Below are 16,253 nucleotides of genomic sequence, written 5' to 3'. Positions count from 1 at the left end.
GCGGGCGTCAACCCGCCCGGAGGGCACCCCGCGACGACCGGGCGACCGAGCGGGCCGCACGCACGACGCCGCGCGAGGACACCGGCGGGGCACCGGCGGCCAGCGCCAGCCGCCGGTAGGAGTCGTACGACAGCTCGCGGTACGCCGCCGCGATCTCCGCGACGGCGTCCCGCCGGGACGGGGGAGCGGTCGCCCGCAGGTGCTGAGCCGTCCGCCCGGCGTGCTTGGCGAAGGTCACCTGCAGCGCCTGGTTGGACAGCCGGCCACCGATCCGCGAGTCCAGTCCCGGCCCGCGGCGCAGCGCCGGCAGCACCCAGGGGCTGGCGGCGAGCGCCGGATAGCGCTCTCGCACCGTCTCCCACGCATGCCAGGCGCCGAGCGCGCCGGGCACCGCCCACTCGCCCTCGTCGGTGCGCAGCACCAGGCGCCGGGTGCCGGCGTGCACCTGGTCGCGGCGCAGCGAGCGGAACGCGCCCACCGGCGCGGGCCAGGCCAGGGCCAGCGCGCACCAGGCGACGGCGCGGACGTGCTCGGGATCCGGACCACGCAGCTCGGTGAGCGGTCGGAGGTCCAGCTGCTGGGGGTCGGGCTCGGGCGTCCGCGCCCGTGGCAGCGCCAGCCCGCCGTAGCGCGCGACCTTGCTGTACAGCGCCACGGTCGCGGGCTTCCACTCCCGCGCGGCCACCAGCGGTCCGAGACCGGTCTCGGCGAGCTGGTCGGGGCCGAGCCCCAGTTCGAGCGCGGCCTCGGACAGCCGGCGCCACTGGACCTCGTAGCCCGGGGGCGGCGGCCACCGCCGCCAGGCACGTGCGGCGTCCGGCACCGGCATCTCGGGCAACGGCTGCTGCCAGGCGCGCGTCATGACGGGACACTACCGTTATCCCCAACAATGGTCCGACTCGGTTGTTGTGGTCATCCGCCGTGACAACCCCGCGCCGCCCTACGGGCGGCGTGTCGGCCAGGGGCACCGGGTGGTGGCGGCGGCCACTCGGTCCGCGCACCGCCCAGGCAGTTCCCAGCCGGGTTGGTTAGGGTCCGGCCATGTACACCGCGAGCTGGCGCGACGTCGTGCGGAGTGACCTGTTCGGCGCGGCGCCGGACCCGCGCGACCGGCCCTACCGGTTCGTGATCCGGGCGACGCTGGTCGTCTTCCGGCTCTTCCGCTTCCGGTTCGACGTCCGCGGCTCGGAGCACGTGCCGGCGACCGGCGGCGCGATCATCTGCAGCAACCACGTCAGCTTCTTCGACTTCACCTTCCTGGGGCTGGGCGCGATCTCCCAGCACCGCCTGGTGCGTTTCATGGCCAAGTCCGCCGTCTTCGGCCACTGGTTCGCCGGTCCGTTCATGCGGGCCATGCGACACATCCCGGTCGACCGGAAGGCCGGCGCGGCCGCGTTCGAGTCCGCCGTGCGCGCGCTCAAGGACGGCGAGGTGGTCGGCGTGTTTCCCGAGGCCACCATCAGCCGCAGCTTCACGGTCAAGGACCTCAAGGCCGGCGCCGCGCGCATGGCCGTCGACGCGGGGGTGCCCATCATCCCGGCCGCCGTGTGGGGCGGGCACCGCGTCGCCACCAAGGGCCACAAGGTGCAACTGCGCCGTGGCACGCCGGTCATGGTGTTCCTGGGCGAGCCGATCGTCCCGGAGCCGGGGGAGAAGGTGCAGCCGCTGCTGCGCCGCACCCGGGTGGCCATGGAGGCCCTGCTGGAGGAGGCGCAGCGGGTCTACCCCGAGCAGCCGGCCGGCCCCGAGGACCGCTGGTGGTTGCCCGTCCACCTCGGCGGGACCGCTCCCACCCCGGAGGAGGCCGCCGTCGCCGACGCCGCGCGGGCAGCGGGGGAGGGGCCGAAGGCTCCCAAGAAGTCGCTGGTGCAGCGCGTCACCGGGCTGGTCCGCCGCCGCTGACCGCGGTCGCTACTCCACCACCACGGGCGCCATCAGCCGGAAGGCCTCCAGCTCGACGTCGTACCAGCGCGTCATGCGCCCCAGCGGCTGCATGCCCAGCCGGCGGCACACGGCCAGCGACGGCTCGTTCCCCGGCCGGACCACGGCGTAGACCTCGGGGACGCCCGCCTGGAACGCCCGGTCGATGACGGCCGCCGCGGCCTCGGTGGCGTAACCGCGTCCCCACGAGTCGGGGTGCAGGTGCCATCCGACCTCGACCTCACCCACACCGTGAGGGAGCGGCTTGAACAGCAGCGTGCCGGCCGGGGGAGCCCCGGCGGGCGGCTCGATCGCCCAGCAGCCGTGCCGGGCGTCGACCGCGGAGACCGCCGCCCACCGCGCGACGAGCTCGGTCATCGGCACGGTCGGGGGGCCGCCGAGCCAGTCGGTGACCTCGGGCCGCCCGTAGATGTCGGCCAGCCGGCCCAGGTCCCCCGGGGCCGTCGTCCACGGGCGCAGGCGGAGCCTGCGCGTGCTGAGCACCGCCGGTCCGCCGTCCACGGAGCGGAGCTACCCCGGGTGCGCCGCCGCCGACACGCGGTCCACCGGACGGCTGCAACCGCGGGGGAGAGGGCCGCGGCAGTCCAGGTAACGATCGGGTCACAGTGGTCATCAGGATCACCGCATGTGCCCGAACGGGTGCGGACTGTCCTTACAGTCCCTGCAGTTCCACACCGGGAGCACCGCGGCGTGCCTCTCCGGATCGAGCGTGCAGGCCCTCCGGCCGGCGCGGCACGGCCCTCCGGCCGGACCGCGCGGACCGGGTCGCGAGGACCGGCGTGAGACCGGGGGAGTCGTCCGGCGACACCGGCGGAGCCCCTCGAGGACCGCGTCATCAGACAACGGTCGAGCGCCGCGCAGCCAGCGCGCCGCCGTCCGGCCCGAAGACGCGAGGACGACCAGGGCGGTCCGCCGGCGCGCACCGGTCGCGGAGCATGCCCGGCAGGTCCGGGGTCCGCGCGACGTCGCCGGTCCCCGGGGACGCCGGGGATGGGATGCTGGGTCAGGGCCGCAGCGACGAGCGCCGCGGTCCCGACCCCCCGTCCGACCGGACCGGGACGACCGGAATCCCGGGGAGGGCACGCGTGGCCGCAGCAGCTGGCACGGTGCTCCGCCCTGCCGACGACCGCGGAGACGCACCGGCTCCCCGCCGCGGCGTGCGCCTGCCGTGGCGGACGCTGCTCGCCGCGGGCGGCGGGCTGGCCATGGTGCCGGCGTTCCCCGGCGCCGGCGTGGTGCCGCTCGCCGTCCTGGGCCCCGCCGCGCTCGCCCTGGCCGTGCACGGCCGCAGCGCCCGCGGCGGCCTGTGGCTGGGCCTCGTGATGGGGCTGGCCTTCTTCCTCCCGCTGCTGTCCTGGACCGGCATCTACGTCGGGCCCTTCCCGTGGATCGCGCTGGCGGTCTTCGAGGCCGTTCACCTGGCGCTCCTGGGCGCGGCGACCGCGCTGACCTCGCGGCTGCGGTGGTGGCCGCTGTGGGCGGCGGCGCTGTGGGTCGCCGACGAGGCCCTGCGCGGCCGCTTCGTCCTCGGCGGCTTCCCCTGGGGCCGGCTGGGCTTCAGCCAGACCGACGGCCCGCTGCTCTCGCTGGCCGCCTACGGGGGCGTGCCGCTGGTCAGCTTCGCGGTCGCCCTCACCGGCACGCTGCTGGCCGCCGGGGTGCTCGCCGTCCACCGCCTGCTCCGCGCGCCGCGGGACCGGCGTCGCGCCGCGGCACGGCCGCTCGCGATGGCCCTGGCCGGCGCGCTCGCGATCCCGCTCATCGGCGCGCTGGCCTGGCTGCCGCTCCCGGGCTCCTCGCTCACCGCGGGCGGGCCGACGGCGACCGTCGCCGTCATCCAGGGGAACGTGCCCCGGGCGGGCCTGGACTTCAACGCCCAGCGCCGCGCCGTCCTCGACAACCACGTCCAGCGCACGCTCGAGCTCGCCGATGCCGTCCGGGCGGGGGAGCAGACGCAACCGGACGTCGTCCTGTGGCCGGAGAACAGCTCCGACATCGACCCGTACCTCAACGCCGACGCCGCCGGGCAGATCGAGCGCGCCGCCCGCGCCGTCGACGCCCCGATCCTCGTCGGGGCGATCGTGCAGGGGCCCGGCCGCTTCATCAGCAACACCGCGATCGTCTGGGACCCCGACGAGGGGCCGGGGGAGACCTACGTCAAGCAGCACCCCGTCCCGCTCGCCGAGTACGTGCCGGCCCGGGGGTTCTTCCGCTTCTTCAGCACCCAGGTGGACCGGGTCACCGACCAGCGGGCGGGGACCGAGCCGGGGCTGCTCGACATCGGCGGCACCACCGTCGGCAACCTGATCTGCTTCGAGGTGGTCTACGACGGCCTCGTCGGTGACGTCGCCGACGCCGGCATGCTCGTCGTCCAGACCAACAACGCGACGTTCGGCTACACCGCCGAGAGCGAGCAGCAGCTGGCCATGAGCCGGTTGCGCGCCGTCGAGCACGGCCGCACCGTCGCCGTGGCGGCCACCAGCGGCATCTCGGCGGTCGTGGCCCCCGACGGCAGCGTCGTCCGCAGGTCGGAGCTGTTCACGCCGGACGTCTTCGTCGAGGAGATCGCGCAGCGCGACTCGCGCAGCATCGCGACCCGGCTCGGTGCCGGCCCCGAGTGGCTGCTCACGGGCCTGGGCGTCGGCGCTCTGGCCGCCGCCGTCCGGCAGCGCCGGAAGTCGGCTTCTGGCCCGGGAGCAGGATGACCGTCCCGCGCGTTGGAACAGGCGTGGGACGTCACATCCGCATCGCCACCGGGCTCTTCGCGCTGGCCGAGGTCGTCGTGTTCGTCCTCGTCGCCCAGTGGATCGGCGCCGGCGCCACCGTGCTCGCCGCCCTGGCGACGAGCGCTCTCGGCTGGGTCCTGCTGGCCCGGCAGGGCACCAAGGCGCTCACCGACCTGCGGGAGAGCGCCCGCAGGCGGCGGGCCGCCGGCAAGGAGCTGGGGGACGCCGGGCTCGTGGCCGTCGGCGGGCTGCTCATGGTCCTGCCCGGCTTCATCGGTGACGTGCTCGGCCTGCTCTGCCTCCTGCCGGGCACGCGCTCCCTGGTGCGCGGCGTCCTGACCCGGCTCGTCGCCTCACGGCTGCCGGTGGGGCTGCGGCCGCCGGTGCGGGTCGACAGCGTCCGCACGGCCGAGGTGCCGCGCCACGACGACGTCGTCCCCACCCCGCCGCTGGTCATCGAGGGCGAGGTGCTCCGCGGCCCGGACGGGCGGCCGCAGGCCTGAGCTACCGGAGGACCCGGAACACCAGGCTGGTCCGGGCGCCGAACTCCTCGACGGACGTCTTCTCGAGGCGCACGCCGGGCGGCAGGCCGTCGAAGAGCCGGCGACCGCCGCCCAGCAGGACCGGCATGACGTCCACCCGGAGCTCGTCGGCCAGCCCCGCGGCGAGCAGTTGGCGGTTGACGTCGCCGCCGCCGACCACCGTCACCGCCCGGTCACCGGCCGCCGCGGTCGCCTGGGCGACGGCCGACTCGAGGCCGTCGGTGACGAACCGGACGTAGAGGTTCCCGTTGCGGGCGGGCTCGCGCTCCGGCGCCCGGTGGGTGAGCACGAAGATCGGCACCTGGTACTCGTAGTCGACGGCGTAGCTGTCCGGGTCACCCGCCTCGTCGAAGGTCCGGCGACCCATCAGGACGGCGCCGGTCTCGGCCTGGGACGCCTTCAGGTACGCCTCCGCCGCCGGTTCCCCGAAGTCGGCGTAGAGCATGCCGAACCGACCCTCGGCGTCCACGAAGTACCCGTCCAGCGACACGGTCTGCCCTGCGATCACCCGGCTCATGACCGGTACGACCGCCGCCGCGGGTGGAACTCATCGGGTGCGGACGCGGAACGGCCCCGGTGGGTGATCCCACCGGGGCCGTCCGGACGTGCTGGGTGCCGAGGTCAGCTGGCGCGGGTCCGCCGGCCGCGGAGCACCTCGAGGCGCTCGGCGAGCACCTCTTCGAGGTCCTCGACGGAGCGGCGCTCGAGCAGCATGTCCCAGTGGGTGCGCGGGGGCTTGACCTTCTTGGGCGCCGGCTCGGAGCCGCCGACCAGCTTGGCCGCGGCACCGTCGAACTTGCACTCCCAGGTGTCGGGGAGCTCGGCGTCGTCGGCGAAGGGCACCGTGAACAGGTGGCCCGACGGGCACCGGTACTCGGCGTACTGGCGCTCGATGGGTGCGGTGTTCCGCTCGGTCTCGTAGCTGACGCTGCCCAGTCGGCTGCCGCGCAAGGAACGCTCGCCCATTGCACACCGTCCTCTCGTACGTGGGTGTCGGTCGGGACTCGACGCCGGTACAGGGCCCATACCCACGTACCGAGGAGTCACAGAGATGAACGACAGAATTGGCGAAGAGATTCCGCCCAAATGGCTTCCCATCATCGCATGGGGTGGGGTGGAGGCGCCCGCCGCCCCCCGGAACGGGTGAGTCCGGCGGCTCAGGGGAGCGCGAGCTGGCCCGGACCGGCCGCGGTGGGGCCCAGCTGGCCGCGCACGTGGTGCCGGCGGCAGAGCACCTGGTACCGGACGGCGGGGGAGGACCCGGCAGCCTCGCCCGGCAGCTCGGCGGGCGCGGTGTCGGCCACCACGACGGTCTCGCCGGCGCGGACCATGACGCCGTCCACCACGCGGGCGTTGAGCAGCCCCGGGAGGCCGCACCAGCACAGCACCTCGACCTGCACCCGCTGGACGTCGTCGGCGACCTCCAGCAGGCGCCGGGTGCCGGGGAACAGCAGGGTGCGGAAGTCCGTCGTCAGGCCGAAGGCGTAGACGTCGACGTGCGACTCGTCCACGAGCTCGGCGAGCTGGTCGACCTGCTCCGCGGTGAGGAACTGCGCCTCGTCGACGATCAGGTAGTCGACCCGGTCGCCCTCGGCCCAGCGGTCCCGGACCAGCAGCCGCAGGTCCGTGGCGCCGTCGATCTCGATGGCGGCGCGGCACAGCCCCACCCGGGAGCTGATCTGCGGCGCTGCGGACCGGTCGCCCTGGGTGACCAGCAGCCCGTGGCGGCCCTGTCGGCTCTGGTTGTGGTCGACCTGCAGCGCCAGGGTGGACTTCCCGCAGTCCATCGGGCCGTGGAAGAAGCGCAGGTGCGCGGGCGCCGGGTGGCGCCGGCGGTCACCGGACGCCGGCACCGCCGACGGCCCGGGCAGCGGGGCGGGGTCGGCGGCGCTCACGGCTGCTCCGGGCGGCGGGTCACCGCGAGGCCCACTGGCCCCGCTCCTCCAGCACCTCGCGGAGCATGGCCGGCCGGTCGGTCATGATCCCGTCCACGCCGAGGTCGAGCATCGCCCGCGCCTCGTCGGGGTCGTCGACGGTCCAGACGTGCACCTGCAGGCCCCGGGCGTGCGCCGCGGCGAGGAACCGCTCGTCGACCAGCGCCCGCCCGCCGAGCTGCAGCGGCACCTGCGCGCAGCCGGCCTGGATCCGCACGAGACCGGCGGCCCGGGGTGAGTAGGAGGACAGCCGCAGCGCGGCCACCCCGCGGGGGCCCAGCGACGTGCAGACGGTCGGGCCGAAGAGCCGGCGGGCCGCGGCGATGCGGGCGTCGGAGAACGAGCCCAGGCAGATCCGGTCGGCCACGCCCATCTTGGTCACGAGGCGCACCAGCGGCGCCAGGACGCCGGCGGCCTTGATGTCGAGGTTGAAGTTGACGTCCGGCCAGGCGCCCAGGAGGTCCTCGAGCCGCACGATGGGCTCACGACCGCCGATGCGGGCGTCGGCGAGCTCGGACCAGGGCAGCGCGTCGACCCGGCCGGTCCGGTCGGTCACCCGCTCCAGCGTGGCGTCGTGGAAGGCCACGAGGGTGCCGTCGGCGGTGATCTGCACGTCGGTCTCGAGGTACCGGTAGCCGAGGTCCACGCACGCCTGGAACGCCGGCAGGGTGTTCTCCAGGTGCTCGATCGCGCCGCCGCGGTGGGCCATCGCGAGAGGCGTCGGCGCGTCGAGGAAGGCGAACCGCGCGGGGGGCACATCGACACGCTAGTCAGCCACCAGCGAGTTCGCTGCGGGCCCCCTGCCGCGGCGTGTCCGTGACCGGCACCGGAGCACCCGGGAGCGGCGTCCCCGGCCCCGATCGGCGGCGCTCCTGGCGTGTTCCGCGGGTCCGGCCCGCGTCGCCGTCTAGCGTGCCGAGACGTGGCACAGCACGCGACCGGCACGGCGACGCACACCCCCATCTCCCCCGCGCCCAACCGGGGGAGCGGTGAGGCGCGTCGGTGCGGGTGGTGCCGGCGGGTGCTCCCCGAGCAGGGCTCGGTCGGCCGTCCGCGGCTGTACTGCGGCCAGGCGTGCCGGCAGCGCGCCTACGAGCAGCGCTCGGCCACCGCCAAGGCCGGGCTGCCCGCCGACGTCGTCCTGGTCTCGCGGGCCGAGCTCGACGGGCTGCAGGACCGGCTCTACCAGCTGCGCTGCGCCCTCGAGGACGTCGAGACGCTGCTGACCGAGAAGCCGACCAAGGCGGAGCTGGAGCGCTCGCTGTCCGACCTCCTGCACTCCACCGGGCGCCTCGACCGCCTCTGGATCACCGAGCGCGGCTGATCCCCGCCCGATCAGTCCGGGTCGGTCGAGTCGTCGTTCGAGTCCTCGGTGTCCTGCTCCGGGTCGCTGTTGTTCGGCAGGTCGTCCCGGCCCTCGTCGTCGCTGCGGTCGGCCCCGCCGGTGTTGTCGCTGTCGTCGTCCGTCGTCCCCTCGTTCGGCGTCGACGGATCGCCGCAGGCGGTCAGCGTCGCGCCACCGCCGAACAGCGCCAGGGCGGTCATCAGTGCGGCCAGAGGTCGTCGGATCTGCATGGCTCGACCCTACGAACACCTGGTGCGCGCCGCCCGTCGAAGCACGGAGACGGTGGTCGTTGCGTCACAGTGACGCAATGCGGGTGGTGTGGCTGGAAGGGGGAGCACCGTCGGGCGGGCGCGCCGGGCGGGCTCGAGGCGTCCGATCCGCTTCCGGACACGATCGACTCCGAGCACACGGTCGGCTCACGGGAGTCGAGGGGACGTCCGCCCGCGACAGTGCGCGGATCGGAGGAACGGAACGCCGGCCGATCGCGTGCGCGGAACCGACGAAGCGCAGGCACCTGGACGACGACCGGTGGAGCCCCTTCCGGCCCGCCTCGCCATCACGCCGATAATGCACATTATGTCAACTCACTCGGCGGGAACCTCTCCTCGGGCACGATGGCGGCCATGCGCACCTGGACGCACGTCGGCCGCTGCTGGACCAACGGCGAGCCCTTCCTCGCCCTGGACGCCGCCCTGCTGCCCGACTGGGCGGGCGAGACCGGCGGCCGGTACGAGGACCTGGTGCCCGACCTCACCTACGAGCTGACGAGCATCCCGGTGGGCGCCGGCCGGGCCGCCGTGGTGCTCACCGACGCCGAGGTCGGCGACGAGGGCTGGCTGGAGGTCTTCCGGGCCGACGACGGCGCCGTGACCGTCCTCCAGGTGGCGGCCGACGACTACCCGGCCGCCGTGCAGGCCGCGCTGGCGCTGCCCGACGAGGCCGCCGAGCCCGGCGACCACGTGGCGGTGCCCACCGGCCGGCTGGCCTTCGTCAGTGCTGCGCTGGACGGCGGCGGCACGCAGGCCGCCCCCCTGGACCGCGAGCGCCCCGGCCCGCTGCCGACCTCGGGCGACTACGACGAGCGGCAGGACGACGCCGGGGGCCCGCTGCTGCGGGCCACCGCGCACGGTTTCCGGATCTGGGTGCAGTGGAGCACCCCGCTCGACGGGGACGCCGTCGCCGCCCGGTGGCTGCTCCTCCCGACCCCGGGTGGCATTCCGTCACGGTGACGGATCCCCCGCCGCCGAGGTCGGTCGAGCGGGTCGCCCACGTCCCGGACGCCGACGGCGCGGCGGTGAACCCGGCCCAGCAGCTTTGATCCGCCGGCGGACGGGTAGCGGCCGGGGACGACGAGCGCAGGAGGTCCCGTGGCCGACCCACGTCCCGACACCGACGAGCACGCCGAGCCCGGCGGCTCCCCCACCGCGGGCCAGGACAACTTGATCCGCAAGCCCGTGACACCGGGCACCGACGACGCCGGGTCCGCGACCGCCGTCCCCGGCGCCTACGAGGCCGACGACGAGGACCGCGAGCGGGGCAAGGACGTCAAGCCGGGGAACTAGGAGTCAGCGGCCCGAGGCGGCGACCCGCAGCCCCAGGCCGACGAGCACCGTGCCGCTGGCCGCCTCGAGCCGCGCGCGGATCCGTGGCCGCCGGAACCAGGCCCCGGCGCGTGCGACTCCGGCGGCCAGGCCCAGGTAGAGCGCCGTCTCCACGGTGATCTGCAGCAGCCCGAGCAGGGCCGTGGTCGCGAACACCGGGCCGTCCGCCGGGACGAACTGCGGGTAGAAGGCGATCATGAAGACCGCCGCCTTCGGGTTGGCCAGCTGGATCACGACGCCTTCGCCGAACGCCGCCCACCAGCGCCGGCCGGTGACCGGCGGGTCGGGCACGACCTCCTCCGCCCCGCCCCTCCCCCGCCACGCCGCGCGCAGCGCCCGGATGCCGAGCGCGAGCAGCACGCCGGCGCCCACCACCCGCAGCACCAGGTAGGCCACCTCGGAGGCGGCCACCAGCGCGGCGAACCCCGCCCCGGCGAAGATCGCCCAGAGGTACAGCCCGGCCTCGAGGCCCAGCACCGTCGGGACGGCGCCGGCCAGCCCGCGCAGGGCCGCCCGGCGCACGATGAGCGCCATCGCGGGTCCGGGCGACGCGCAGATCAGCAGCACCGCCAGCAGGAACGCCGGCACCGACGCGGTCCACTCCACCCCGGGATGCTCGCACCCCGCTCCCCCGCCGTCGACCGCGTTCGGGCGTCGCACCCAGGGGCACCCAGGTCCGTGCGGTTGACTGCCCGGCGTGGAGGCGCTCGGCTCGATCGTGGACCGGGTGACCGCTCCCTCCCCCGACCTGGCGCCCGAGCTGCTCCTGGGCCTGGCCGGGGTCGCGGCGGTCCTGGTGCTCCTCACCCCGGTGTGGCGGCTCACCCGGCACGCGGTGACCATCGCGCACGAGGGCGCCCACGGGCTCGTCGCGCTCGCGGTCGGCCGCCGGCTGGCCGGTATCCGGCTGCACTCGGACACCTCCGGGCTGACCGTCTCCCGGGGGCGCCCGACCGGCCCGGGCATGGTGGTCACCTGCGCCGCCGGCTACACCGGGCCGGCGCTCCTCGGCCTGGGTGCGGCCGCCGTGTTCGCCGCCGGGCACGCGGTCGGCCTGCTCTGGGGCCTGGTCGCGCTGCTGGCGCTGCTGCTGGTGCAGATCCGCAACTGGTACGGCCTGTGGTCGGTGCTGGTCAGCGGCAGCCTGGTCCTCGCGGCCACGTGGTGGCTGCCCCCCGACGGCCAGGCCGCCTTCGCCGCGCTCACCACGTGGTTCCTGCTGCTGGCCGCGCCGCGCGCGGTCCTCGAGCTGCAGGGCGCCCGCCGTCGCCGGCGGGCACCGGACTCCGACGCCGACCAGCTCGCCCGCCTGACCCGCATCCCCGGCGTGGTCTGGGTCGGCGTCTTCCTCGCCGTCGACGTCGGCGCCCTGCTGCTCGGCGGCCGGTGGCTGCTGGCCGGCTGAGCCGCCGCTACAGGCGCTGGTCGTCGGTCCGGTGCTCGCGCGGCGGCGTCCCGGAGCGGGTGCGGCGGCGGGGTTCGCAGCCGGCCGGCTGGGTGACCGGCTGCACCTGCGGCGCGGGCGGGATCTCCAGCACCAGGTCGGCGTGGTCGACGACCACCTGGCGACCGTGGTGCCGGATCTCCAGCGGGTCGCCGTCCACCAGCCGGTAGGTGGCCGCGTGCTGCGCCACCGAGACGACGAGCTTGCGCCCGCGGTAGACCATCCGGAACCGCAGCCGGGTGAGCCGGCTGGGCAGCCGAGGGGCGAAGGTCAGCGCGCCGTCGTGGTCGCGCATGCCGCCGAACCCGGCCACCGCCACCGTCCAGCCGCCGGCGAGCGAGGCGATGTGCAGCCCGTGGCCGGAGTTGTGGTGCAGGTTCTGCAGGTCGGTCAGCGCGGCCTCGGCCCAGTAGTCGTAGGCCAGGTCCAGGTGCCCCGTCTCGGCCGCGACGACGCCCTGCTGGCTGGCCGACAGCGATGAGTCCCGCGTCGTCCGCGCCTCGTAGTAGGCGAAGTTCGCGATCTTCTCGTCGAGGGTGAAGGCGTCCCCGCGCAGGTGCAGCGCCATGACCAGGTCGGCCTGCTTGACGACCTGCTTCCGGTAGATCTCGAAGTAGGGGTAGTGCAGCAGCAGCGGGTAGTGGTCACGGGGCGTCGCGGCGAAGTCCCACTCCTCGTGGTGGGTGAACGCGTCGGACTGCATGTGCACGCCGCGCTGGGTGTCGTACGGGACGGCCATGAGCGAGGCCGCCCGCAGCCACACCTCGACCTCGTCGTCGGACACCCCGAGCCGGCCCGCGACGTCGGGCTGCCGGCCCACCGCGCGCGCCGCCTCGCGCAGGTTGCGCTGCGCCATGAGGTTGGTGAAGACGTTGTTGTCGACCACCGCGGTGTACTCGTCGGGCCCGGTCACCCCGTCGATGCGGAAGCCGTGCTCGGCGTCGAAGTGCCCGAGCGAGGCCCACAGCCGGGCGGTCTCGACCAGCAGCTCGGCGCCGAAGTCGCGGTCGAAGTCCTCGTCCAGCGTGGCGTTGTAGTAGCGGACGACGGCGTCGGCGATGTCGGCGTTGATGTGGAAGGCCGCCGTCCCGGCCGGCCAGTACCCTGAGGTCTCCTCGCCGCGGATCGTGCGCCACGGGAAGACCGCGCCGCGCAGGCCCAGCACCCGGGCCCGCTCGCGCGCGGACTTCAGGATCGAGTGCCGCCAGCGCAGCGCGTCGCGGGCCGCCTGGGGTGCGGTGTAGGTCAGCACCGGCAGCACGTAGGTCTCGGTGTCCCAGAAGGTGTGCCCGTCGTAGCCCGGCCCGGTGAGGCCCTTGGCCGGGATGGGCTGCCGCTCGCCGCGCAGGCCGGCCTGCAGGACGTGGAACATGCCCACCCGCACGGCCTGCTGCAGCTCGTCGTCGCCCTCCACCTCGACGTCGGCCTCGTCCCAGTGCTGGTCCAGCAGCTCCCGCTGCTCGCGCATGAGCCGGTCGAAGCCGGCCAGCTTGGCGGTGGCCAGCGCCGCCTCGACCTGGTCGCGCAGCGCCGCCCCCGAGCGCCGGGAGGACCAGCCGTAGGCGAGGAACTTGACCAGCTTCAGCGAGCCACCGGGCGGGATGCGCGCGGCGAGGGTGTACCGGGCGAGGTCGCCGTTGGCGAGGATGTCCTCGGTGCTGGTGTCGGGGATCTCGATGACGTGGTCCATGCCGGCCGCCAGGCGCAGCCGGCTGCGGGCGGTCCGGTGCACCAGCACCGCGCGCCGGCCGCGGCCGACGCCGAACTCCGCCTGCAGCGGCCGGTCCAGCGACGCGGCCGCCCGGGGGTCGTCGCTGTCGCCGTGGCCCACCTCGTTGGCCAGCAGGTCCGACTGCAGCGCCACGTACAGGTCGCCGAGGTCGTCGACGACCTCCACCTGGTACTCGATCGCGGCGATCGACCGCCGGGCCAGCGAGACCAGCCGCGTGCTGGTCACCCGGACGGTCCGGCCACCCGGCGAGCGCCACTCGGTGACCCGGCGCAGCACCCCCGCGCGCAGGTCCAGGGTGCGCCGGTGCTCGATGATCTCGCCGTAGTTGAGGTCCAGCGGCGAGTCCTTGACCAGCAGGCGGATGAGCTTGCCGTCGGTGACGTTGACGACCGTCTGGCCCTGCTCCGGGTAGCCGTAGCCGGCCTCCGCGTAGGGCAGCGGGCGCTCCTCGTAGAAGCCGTTGAGGTAGGTGCCGGGGACGACGACCGGTTCCCCCTCGTCGAACGAGCCGCGCATCCCGATGTGCCCGTTGGCCAGCGCGAACACCGACTCGTGCACGCCCAGCGACCCGTGGTCCAGGCCGACCTCGGTCAGCGACCAGGGCTCGATGGGGAACGACGCGCGCCCCTCCGTCACGGCTGCTCCCCCAGCAGCTCGGCGAGGTCCTGCACCACGACGTCGGCGCCGGCGGCGGCGAGCTCCGCGGCGTGGTCCACGCGGTCGACGCCGACGACGAACCCGAACTCCCCCGCCCGCCCGGCGCTCACGCCGGACGTGGCGTCCTCGAAGACGACGGCGGCGGCGGGGTCCACGCCCAGCGCCCGCGCGCCGGCCAGGAACGTGTCGGGCGCGGGCTTGCCGCGCAGCCCGTCGCGGGCGGCGACGACGCCGTCCACCCGTGCGTCGACGAGGTCGGCGAAGCCGCCGGCGGCGATCACCTGCTCCCCGTTGGCCGAGGCGGTCACCACCGCGGTGGGCAGCCCCGCCTCCCTGACCGCGCGCAGGTAGCGCATCGACCCCGGGTAGACCTCGACGCCGTGCTCGTCGAGCTCGCGGAGCACCAGCACGTTCTTGCGCGCGGCGATGCCCCGCACGGTCGCCGCGTCCGGCGCGTCGTCGGCGGTCCCCTCCGGCAGCGTGATGCCGCGGCTGGCGAGGAAGTCCCGGACGCCGTCGGCCCGCGGCTTGCCGTCGACGTACCGGTTGTAGTCGTCCTGGTCGAACGGCCGGGCGCCGGGATCGGTGGCGTGCAGGTACTCGTCGAAGGTGCGTTTCCAGGCGGCCATGTGCACCGTGGCGGTGCGGGTCAGGACGCCGTCGAGGTCGAAGAGGCAGGCGCGGACGGACGCGGGGAGGCCCAGGCCGGTTGCAGGCACGGCGACGACGCTACCGGCGTCGGCCCGCTCGCACGCCCCGGACCTGCGACGGCGGGTGCAGCAGCCGCCGCGCGGGGCCGCGCCGGGCTCCCTAGGGTCCTCCGCGGGGCCGCACGAGCGCCGGCTCCCGCCCCGACCGGGGCGATTCCCGCGACTCCTGGAGGAACGCATGGCCGACCGGCCGCTCCCGCCGAACCCGTACGACTTCCTGCCCCCCGTGCCGTCGTTCAGCGTCACGAGCACCGACATCGCCGACGGCGAGGTGCTGCCCATGCCCCACGTGAGCGGGGTCATGGGCGCGGGCGGCGACGACCGGTCGCCCCAGCTGTCCTGGTCGGGCTTCCCGGAGGGCACCCGCAGCTTCGCGGTCACCGTCTACGACCCCGACGCGCCGACGGCCAGCGGCTTCTGGCACTGGGCGGTGGCCAACATCCCGGCCGACGTCACCGAGCTGCCGTCCGACGCCGGCAGCAAGGACGCCCCGCAGCTGCCCGCGGGTGCGCTCCAGCTGGCCAACGACGGCGGCTTCGCCGGCTTCGTGGGTGCCGCTCCCCCGGCCGGCCACGGCCCGCACCGCTACTTCGTCGTCGTCCACGCCGTGGACACCGAGACGCTCGACGTGGACGCCGGCACGCGGCCGGCCGTCCTCGGCTTCAACCTGTTCTTCCACACGCTGGCCCGCGCGACGATGGTGGTCACCTACGAGCAGTCGTGACCGGTGGGTGCTGGACGTCCCGGCCCGCTGCCGGGTCAGGCGGGCAGCTCGGCGACGCCCAGCCGGGCGAGCCAGGCGAAGCCGATCCGCTCGTACACCCGGGCCACGTCGTCGTCGCCGGCAGCGAGGAAGACCAGGTCGGCGGTCTCGCGGGCGTGCGCGACCAGCGCGGAGGCGATGCCGGCGCCCAGGCCGCGCCCCCGGAGCCGCGGGGTGGTGGCCAGCCCGACGATCTCGCTGACCACGGTGCCGTCCACGTCGACCGGCTGGTGCAGCCCGACGGCGACCGGCGCGCCCCGCTCGATCGCGACCATCATCACCGTGCGCCCGGTCGCGATGCGCTCGCGCAGCACGGCGGTGGCCGCCGCGTCGTGCGGTGCCGGCTCCTCCGGCGGGGCCGGCACGTCGTCGGGGGCGCCGGGGTTGGCGAAGGCCAGCGCGGAGACCTCCTGGTAGCGCGGCAGCTGCGGGTCGTCGGCGCCGACCACGTAGAGCCGCACCCCCGCCGGGAAGAGCAGCTCGACCGGCTCGTCGGCGACCAGCAGCGGCAGCTCGTCGACCGGCAGACCCGCGGCGCGGGCCGCGGCGGCGACCTCCGGGGTGCGTTCCGGGATCCACTCCAGGGCGGCAGGCACCGCGGCCGCCTGCTGCAGCGCCACCGCGGCGCGCACGTCGGCCACGGTGACCTTCGCGGTCGTGCCGACCACCGGCCGGGCCGGGTAGGGCCACGCGGGGTCACCGAGGGGGACGTCGAGCGCCCCGGCGCGCTCGATCCGCGCGTCCGGGAGCGGAGCGGCGGCGTGGTAGCGCTCGATGCACTCGAGCAGTCCCGGGCGGGCTGGCACAGGCGAACCCTAGACCGGCGCACCCGCGGACGGCCCGGCCCGGAGCCGCACG

General features: G+C 75.3%; 19 protein-coding genes. 8 read left to right on the top strand and 11 right to left on the bottom strand.

Translation table 11 applies throughout. The features are described from left to right. Positions 1 to 7 precede the first annotated feature (7 nt). Positions 8 to 862, bottom strand: coding sequence for a hypothetical protein (locus ACI79H_RS09295; protein ID WP_456554086.1), 855 nt, complete (start codon positions 860 to 862; stop codon positions 8 to 10). A 179-nt stretch (positions 863 to 1,041) separates the two neighbouring features. On the opposite strand from ACI79H_RS09295, the gene ACI79H_RS09290 reads away from it, so the two are divergent. Next, on the top strand, positions 1,042 to 1,902 hold the full coding sequence (locus tag ACI79H_RS09290; RefSeq protein WP_456554085.1) for a lysophospholipid acyltransferase family protein: 861 nt from the start codon (positions 1,042 to 1,044) through the stop codon (positions 1,900 to 1,902). Between the two features lie 9 nt (positions 1,903 to 1,911). Here the strand turns inward: ACI79H_RS09290 and ACI79H_RS09285 are convergent, their stop codons facing one another. Then, the gene (locus tag ACI79H_RS09285) at positions 1,912 to 2,442 is read right to left on the bottom strand and encodes a GNAT family N-acetyltransferase (protein ID WP_456554084.1); all 531 of its coding nucleotides are present in this window, start codon (positions 2,440 to 2,442) and stop codon (positions 1,912 to 1,914) included. Between the two features lie 584 nt (positions 2,443 to 3,026). On the opposite strand from ACI79H_RS09285, the gene lnt reads away from it, so the two are divergent. Further along, on the top strand, positions 3,027 to 4,646 hold the full coding sequence (gene lnt, locus ACI79H_RS09280) for an apolipoprotein N-acyltransferase (protein ID WP_456554083.1): 1,620 nt from the start codon (positions 3,027 to 3,029) through the stop codon (positions 4,644 to 4,646). A gap of 23 nt (positions 4,647 to 4,669) precedes the next feature. Further along, positions 4,670 to 5,170, top strand: a complete 501-nt coding sequence (locus ACI79H_RS09275; RefSeq protein WP_456554082.1) for an FxsA family protein — start codon at positions 4,670 to 4,672, stop codon at positions 5,168 to 5,170. 1 nt (position 5,171) lies between these two features. On the opposite strand, the gene ACI79H_RS09270 is transcribed toward ACI79H_RS09275, so the two are convergent. The 4 genes from ACI79H_RS09270 to ACI79H_RS09255 form a co-directional block, all read right to left on the bottom strand. After that, positions 5,172 to 5,726 carry a dihydrofolate reductase family protein gene (locus tag ACI79H_RS09270; RefSeq protein WP_456554081.1) on the bottom strand — a complete coding sequence of 185 codons (555 nt, stop codon included), beginning with the start codon at positions 5,724 to 5,726 and terminating at the stop codon, positions 5,172 to 5,174. Positions 5,727 to 5,830: 104 nt separating this feature from the next. Then, on the bottom strand, positions 5,831 to 6,175 hold the full coding sequence (locus tag ACI79H_RS09265; RefSeq protein WP_040339339.1) for an RNA polymerase-binding protein RbpA: 345 nt from the start codon (positions 6,173 to 6,175) through the stop codon (positions 5,831 to 5,833). A gap of 191 nt (positions 6,176 to 6,366) precedes the next feature. Continuing rightward, positions 6,367 to 7,104 (bottom strand): thymidine kinase, encoded by a 738-nt coding sequence (locus tag ACI79H_RS09260; protein WP_456554080.1) that lies wholly within the window; start codon positions 7,102 to 7,104, stop codon positions 6,367 to 6,369. Positions 7,105 to 7,123: 19 nt separating this feature from the next. After that, positions 7,124 to 7,900, bottom strand: a complete 777-nt coding sequence (locus ACI79H_RS09255; protein WP_456554079.1) for a glycerophosphodiester phosphodiesterase — start codon at positions 7,898 to 7,900, stop codon at positions 7,124 to 7,126. A gap of 165 nt (positions 7,901 to 8,065) precedes the next feature. On the opposite strand from ACI79H_RS09255, the gene ACI79H_RS09250 reads away from it, so the two are divergent. Next, positions 8,066 to 8,467 (top strand): hypothetical protein, encoded by a 402-nt coding sequence (locus ACI79H_RS09250; protein WP_456554078.1) that lies wholly within the window; start codon positions 8,066 to 8,068, stop codon positions 8,465 to 8,467. Positions 8,468 to 8,478: 11 nt separating this feature from the next. Here ACI79H_RS09250 and ACI79H_RS09245 read toward each other — a convergent pair whose 3' ends face one another. Then, positions 8,479 to 8,718, bottom strand: coding sequence for a hypothetical protein (locus ACI79H_RS09245; protein WP_456554077.1), 240 nt, complete (start codon positions 8,716 to 8,718; stop codon positions 8,479 to 8,481). A gap of 393 nt (positions 8,719 to 9,111) precedes the next feature. On the opposite strand from ACI79H_RS09245, the gene ACI79H_RS09240 reads away from it, so the two are divergent. Further along, on the top strand, positions 9,112 to 9,717 hold the full coding sequence (locus tag ACI79H_RS09240; protein ID WP_456554076.1) for a hypothetical protein: 606 nt from the start codon (positions 9,112 to 9,114) through the stop codon (positions 9,715 to 9,717). Positions 9,718 to 9,855: 138 nt separating this feature from the next. Continuing rightward, a complete protein-coding gene (locus ACI79H_RS09235) occupies positions 9,856 to 10,050 on the top strand; it encodes a hypothetical protein (RefSeq protein ID WP_456554075.1) in 195 nt (64 codons plus the stop codon). A 3-nt stretch (positions 10,051 to 10,053) separates the two neighbouring features. Here the strand turns inward: ACI79H_RS09235 and ACI79H_RS09230 are convergent, their stop codons facing one another. Continuing rightward, positions 10,054 to 10,695, bottom strand: a complete 642-nt coding sequence (locus ACI79H_RS09230) for a LysE family translocator (RefSeq protein ID WP_456554074.1) — start codon at positions 10,693 to 10,695, stop codon at positions 10,054 to 10,056. Positions 10,696 to 10,786: 91 nt separating this feature from the next. On the opposite strand from ACI79H_RS09230, the gene ACI79H_RS09225 reads away from it, so the two are divergent. Then, a complete protein-coding gene (locus tag ACI79H_RS09225; RefSeq protein ID WP_456554073.1) occupies positions 10,787 to 11,494 on the top strand; it encodes a M50 family metallopeptidase in 708 nt (235 codons plus the stop codon). A gap of 7 nt (positions 11,495 to 11,501) precedes the next feature. Here ACI79H_RS09225 and ACI79H_RS09220 read toward each other — a convergent pair whose 3' ends face one another. Both ACI79H_RS09220 and ACI79H_RS09215 read right to left on the bottom strand, forming a co-directional pair. Next, positions 11,502 to 13,901, bottom strand: coding sequence for a glycoside hydrolase family 65 protein (locus tag ACI79H_RS09220; protein ID WP_456554072.1), 2,400 nt, complete (start codon positions 13,899 to 13,901; stop codon positions 11,502 to 11,504). Then, positions 13,898 to 14,641 (bottom strand): HAD family hydrolase, encoded by a 744-nt coding sequence (locus tag ACI79H_RS09215; RefSeq protein WP_456554071.1) that lies wholly within the window; start codon positions 14,639 to 14,641, stop codon positions 13,898 to 13,900. Before ACI79H_RS09215 ends, ACI79H_RS09220 begins: the two co-directional genes overlap by 4 nt. A 169-nt stretch (positions 14,642 to 14,810) precedes the next feature. Between ACI79H_RS09215 and ACI79H_RS09210 the strand changes: the two genes are divergently transcribed. Then, the gene (locus ACI79H_RS09210; protein ID WP_456554070.1) at positions 14,811 to 15,356 is read left to right on the top strand and encodes a YbhB/YbcL family Raf kinase inhibitor-like protein; all 546 of its coding nucleotides are present in this window, start codon (positions 14,811 to 14,813) and stop codon (positions 15,354 to 15,356) included. A gap of 35 nt (positions 15,357 to 15,391) precedes the next feature. Here the strand turns inward: ACI79H_RS09210 and ACI79H_RS09205 are convergent, their stop codons facing one another. After that, entirely contained in the window at positions 15,392 to 16,201 is an 810-nt protein-coding gene (locus ACI79H_RS09205; protein WP_456554069.1) for a GNAT family N-acetyltransferase, read from the bottom strand. Between the last annotated feature and the right edge of the window lie 52 nt (positions 16,202 to 16,253).

The organism is Blastococcus sp. SYSU D01042 (genome assembly GCF_054050515.1).
The sequence above is the reverse complement of the archived record's forward strand: the minus strand, read 5'-3'. Positions and strand labels throughout refer to the sequence as shown.

Bases quoted from the DNA above. Each gene is read 5' to 3' on its own strand.
- ACI79H_RS09295 (WP_456554086.1), bottom strand. From the start codon at position 862: ATGACGCGCGCCTGGCAGCAGCCGTTGCCCGAGATGCCGGTGCCGGAC.
- ACI79H_RS09240 (WP_456554076.1), top strand. From the start codon at position 9,112: ATGCGCACCTGGACGCACGTCGGCCGCTGCTGGACCAACGGCGAGCCC.
- ACI79H_RS09265 (WP_040339339.1), bottom strand. From the start codon at position 6,175: ATGGGCGAGCGTTCCTTGCGCGGCAGCCGACTGGGCAGCGTCAGCTAC.
- ACI79H_RS09290 (WP_456554085.1), top strand. From the start codon at position 1,042: ATGTACACCGCGAGCTGGCGCGACGTCGTGCGGAGTGACCTGTTCGGC.
- ACI79H_RS09270 (WP_456554081.1), bottom strand. From the start codon at position 5,726: ATGAGCCGGGTGATCGCAGGGCAGACCGTGTCGCTGGACGGGTACTTC.
- ACI79H_RS09210 (WP_456554070.1), top strand. From the start codon at position 14,811: ATGGCCGACCGGCCGCTCCCGCCGAACCCGTACGACTTCCTGCCCCCC.
- ACI79H_RS09245 (WP_456554077.1), bottom strand. From the start codon at position 8,718: ATGCAGATCCGACGACCTCTGGCCGCACTGATGACCGCCCTGGCGCTG.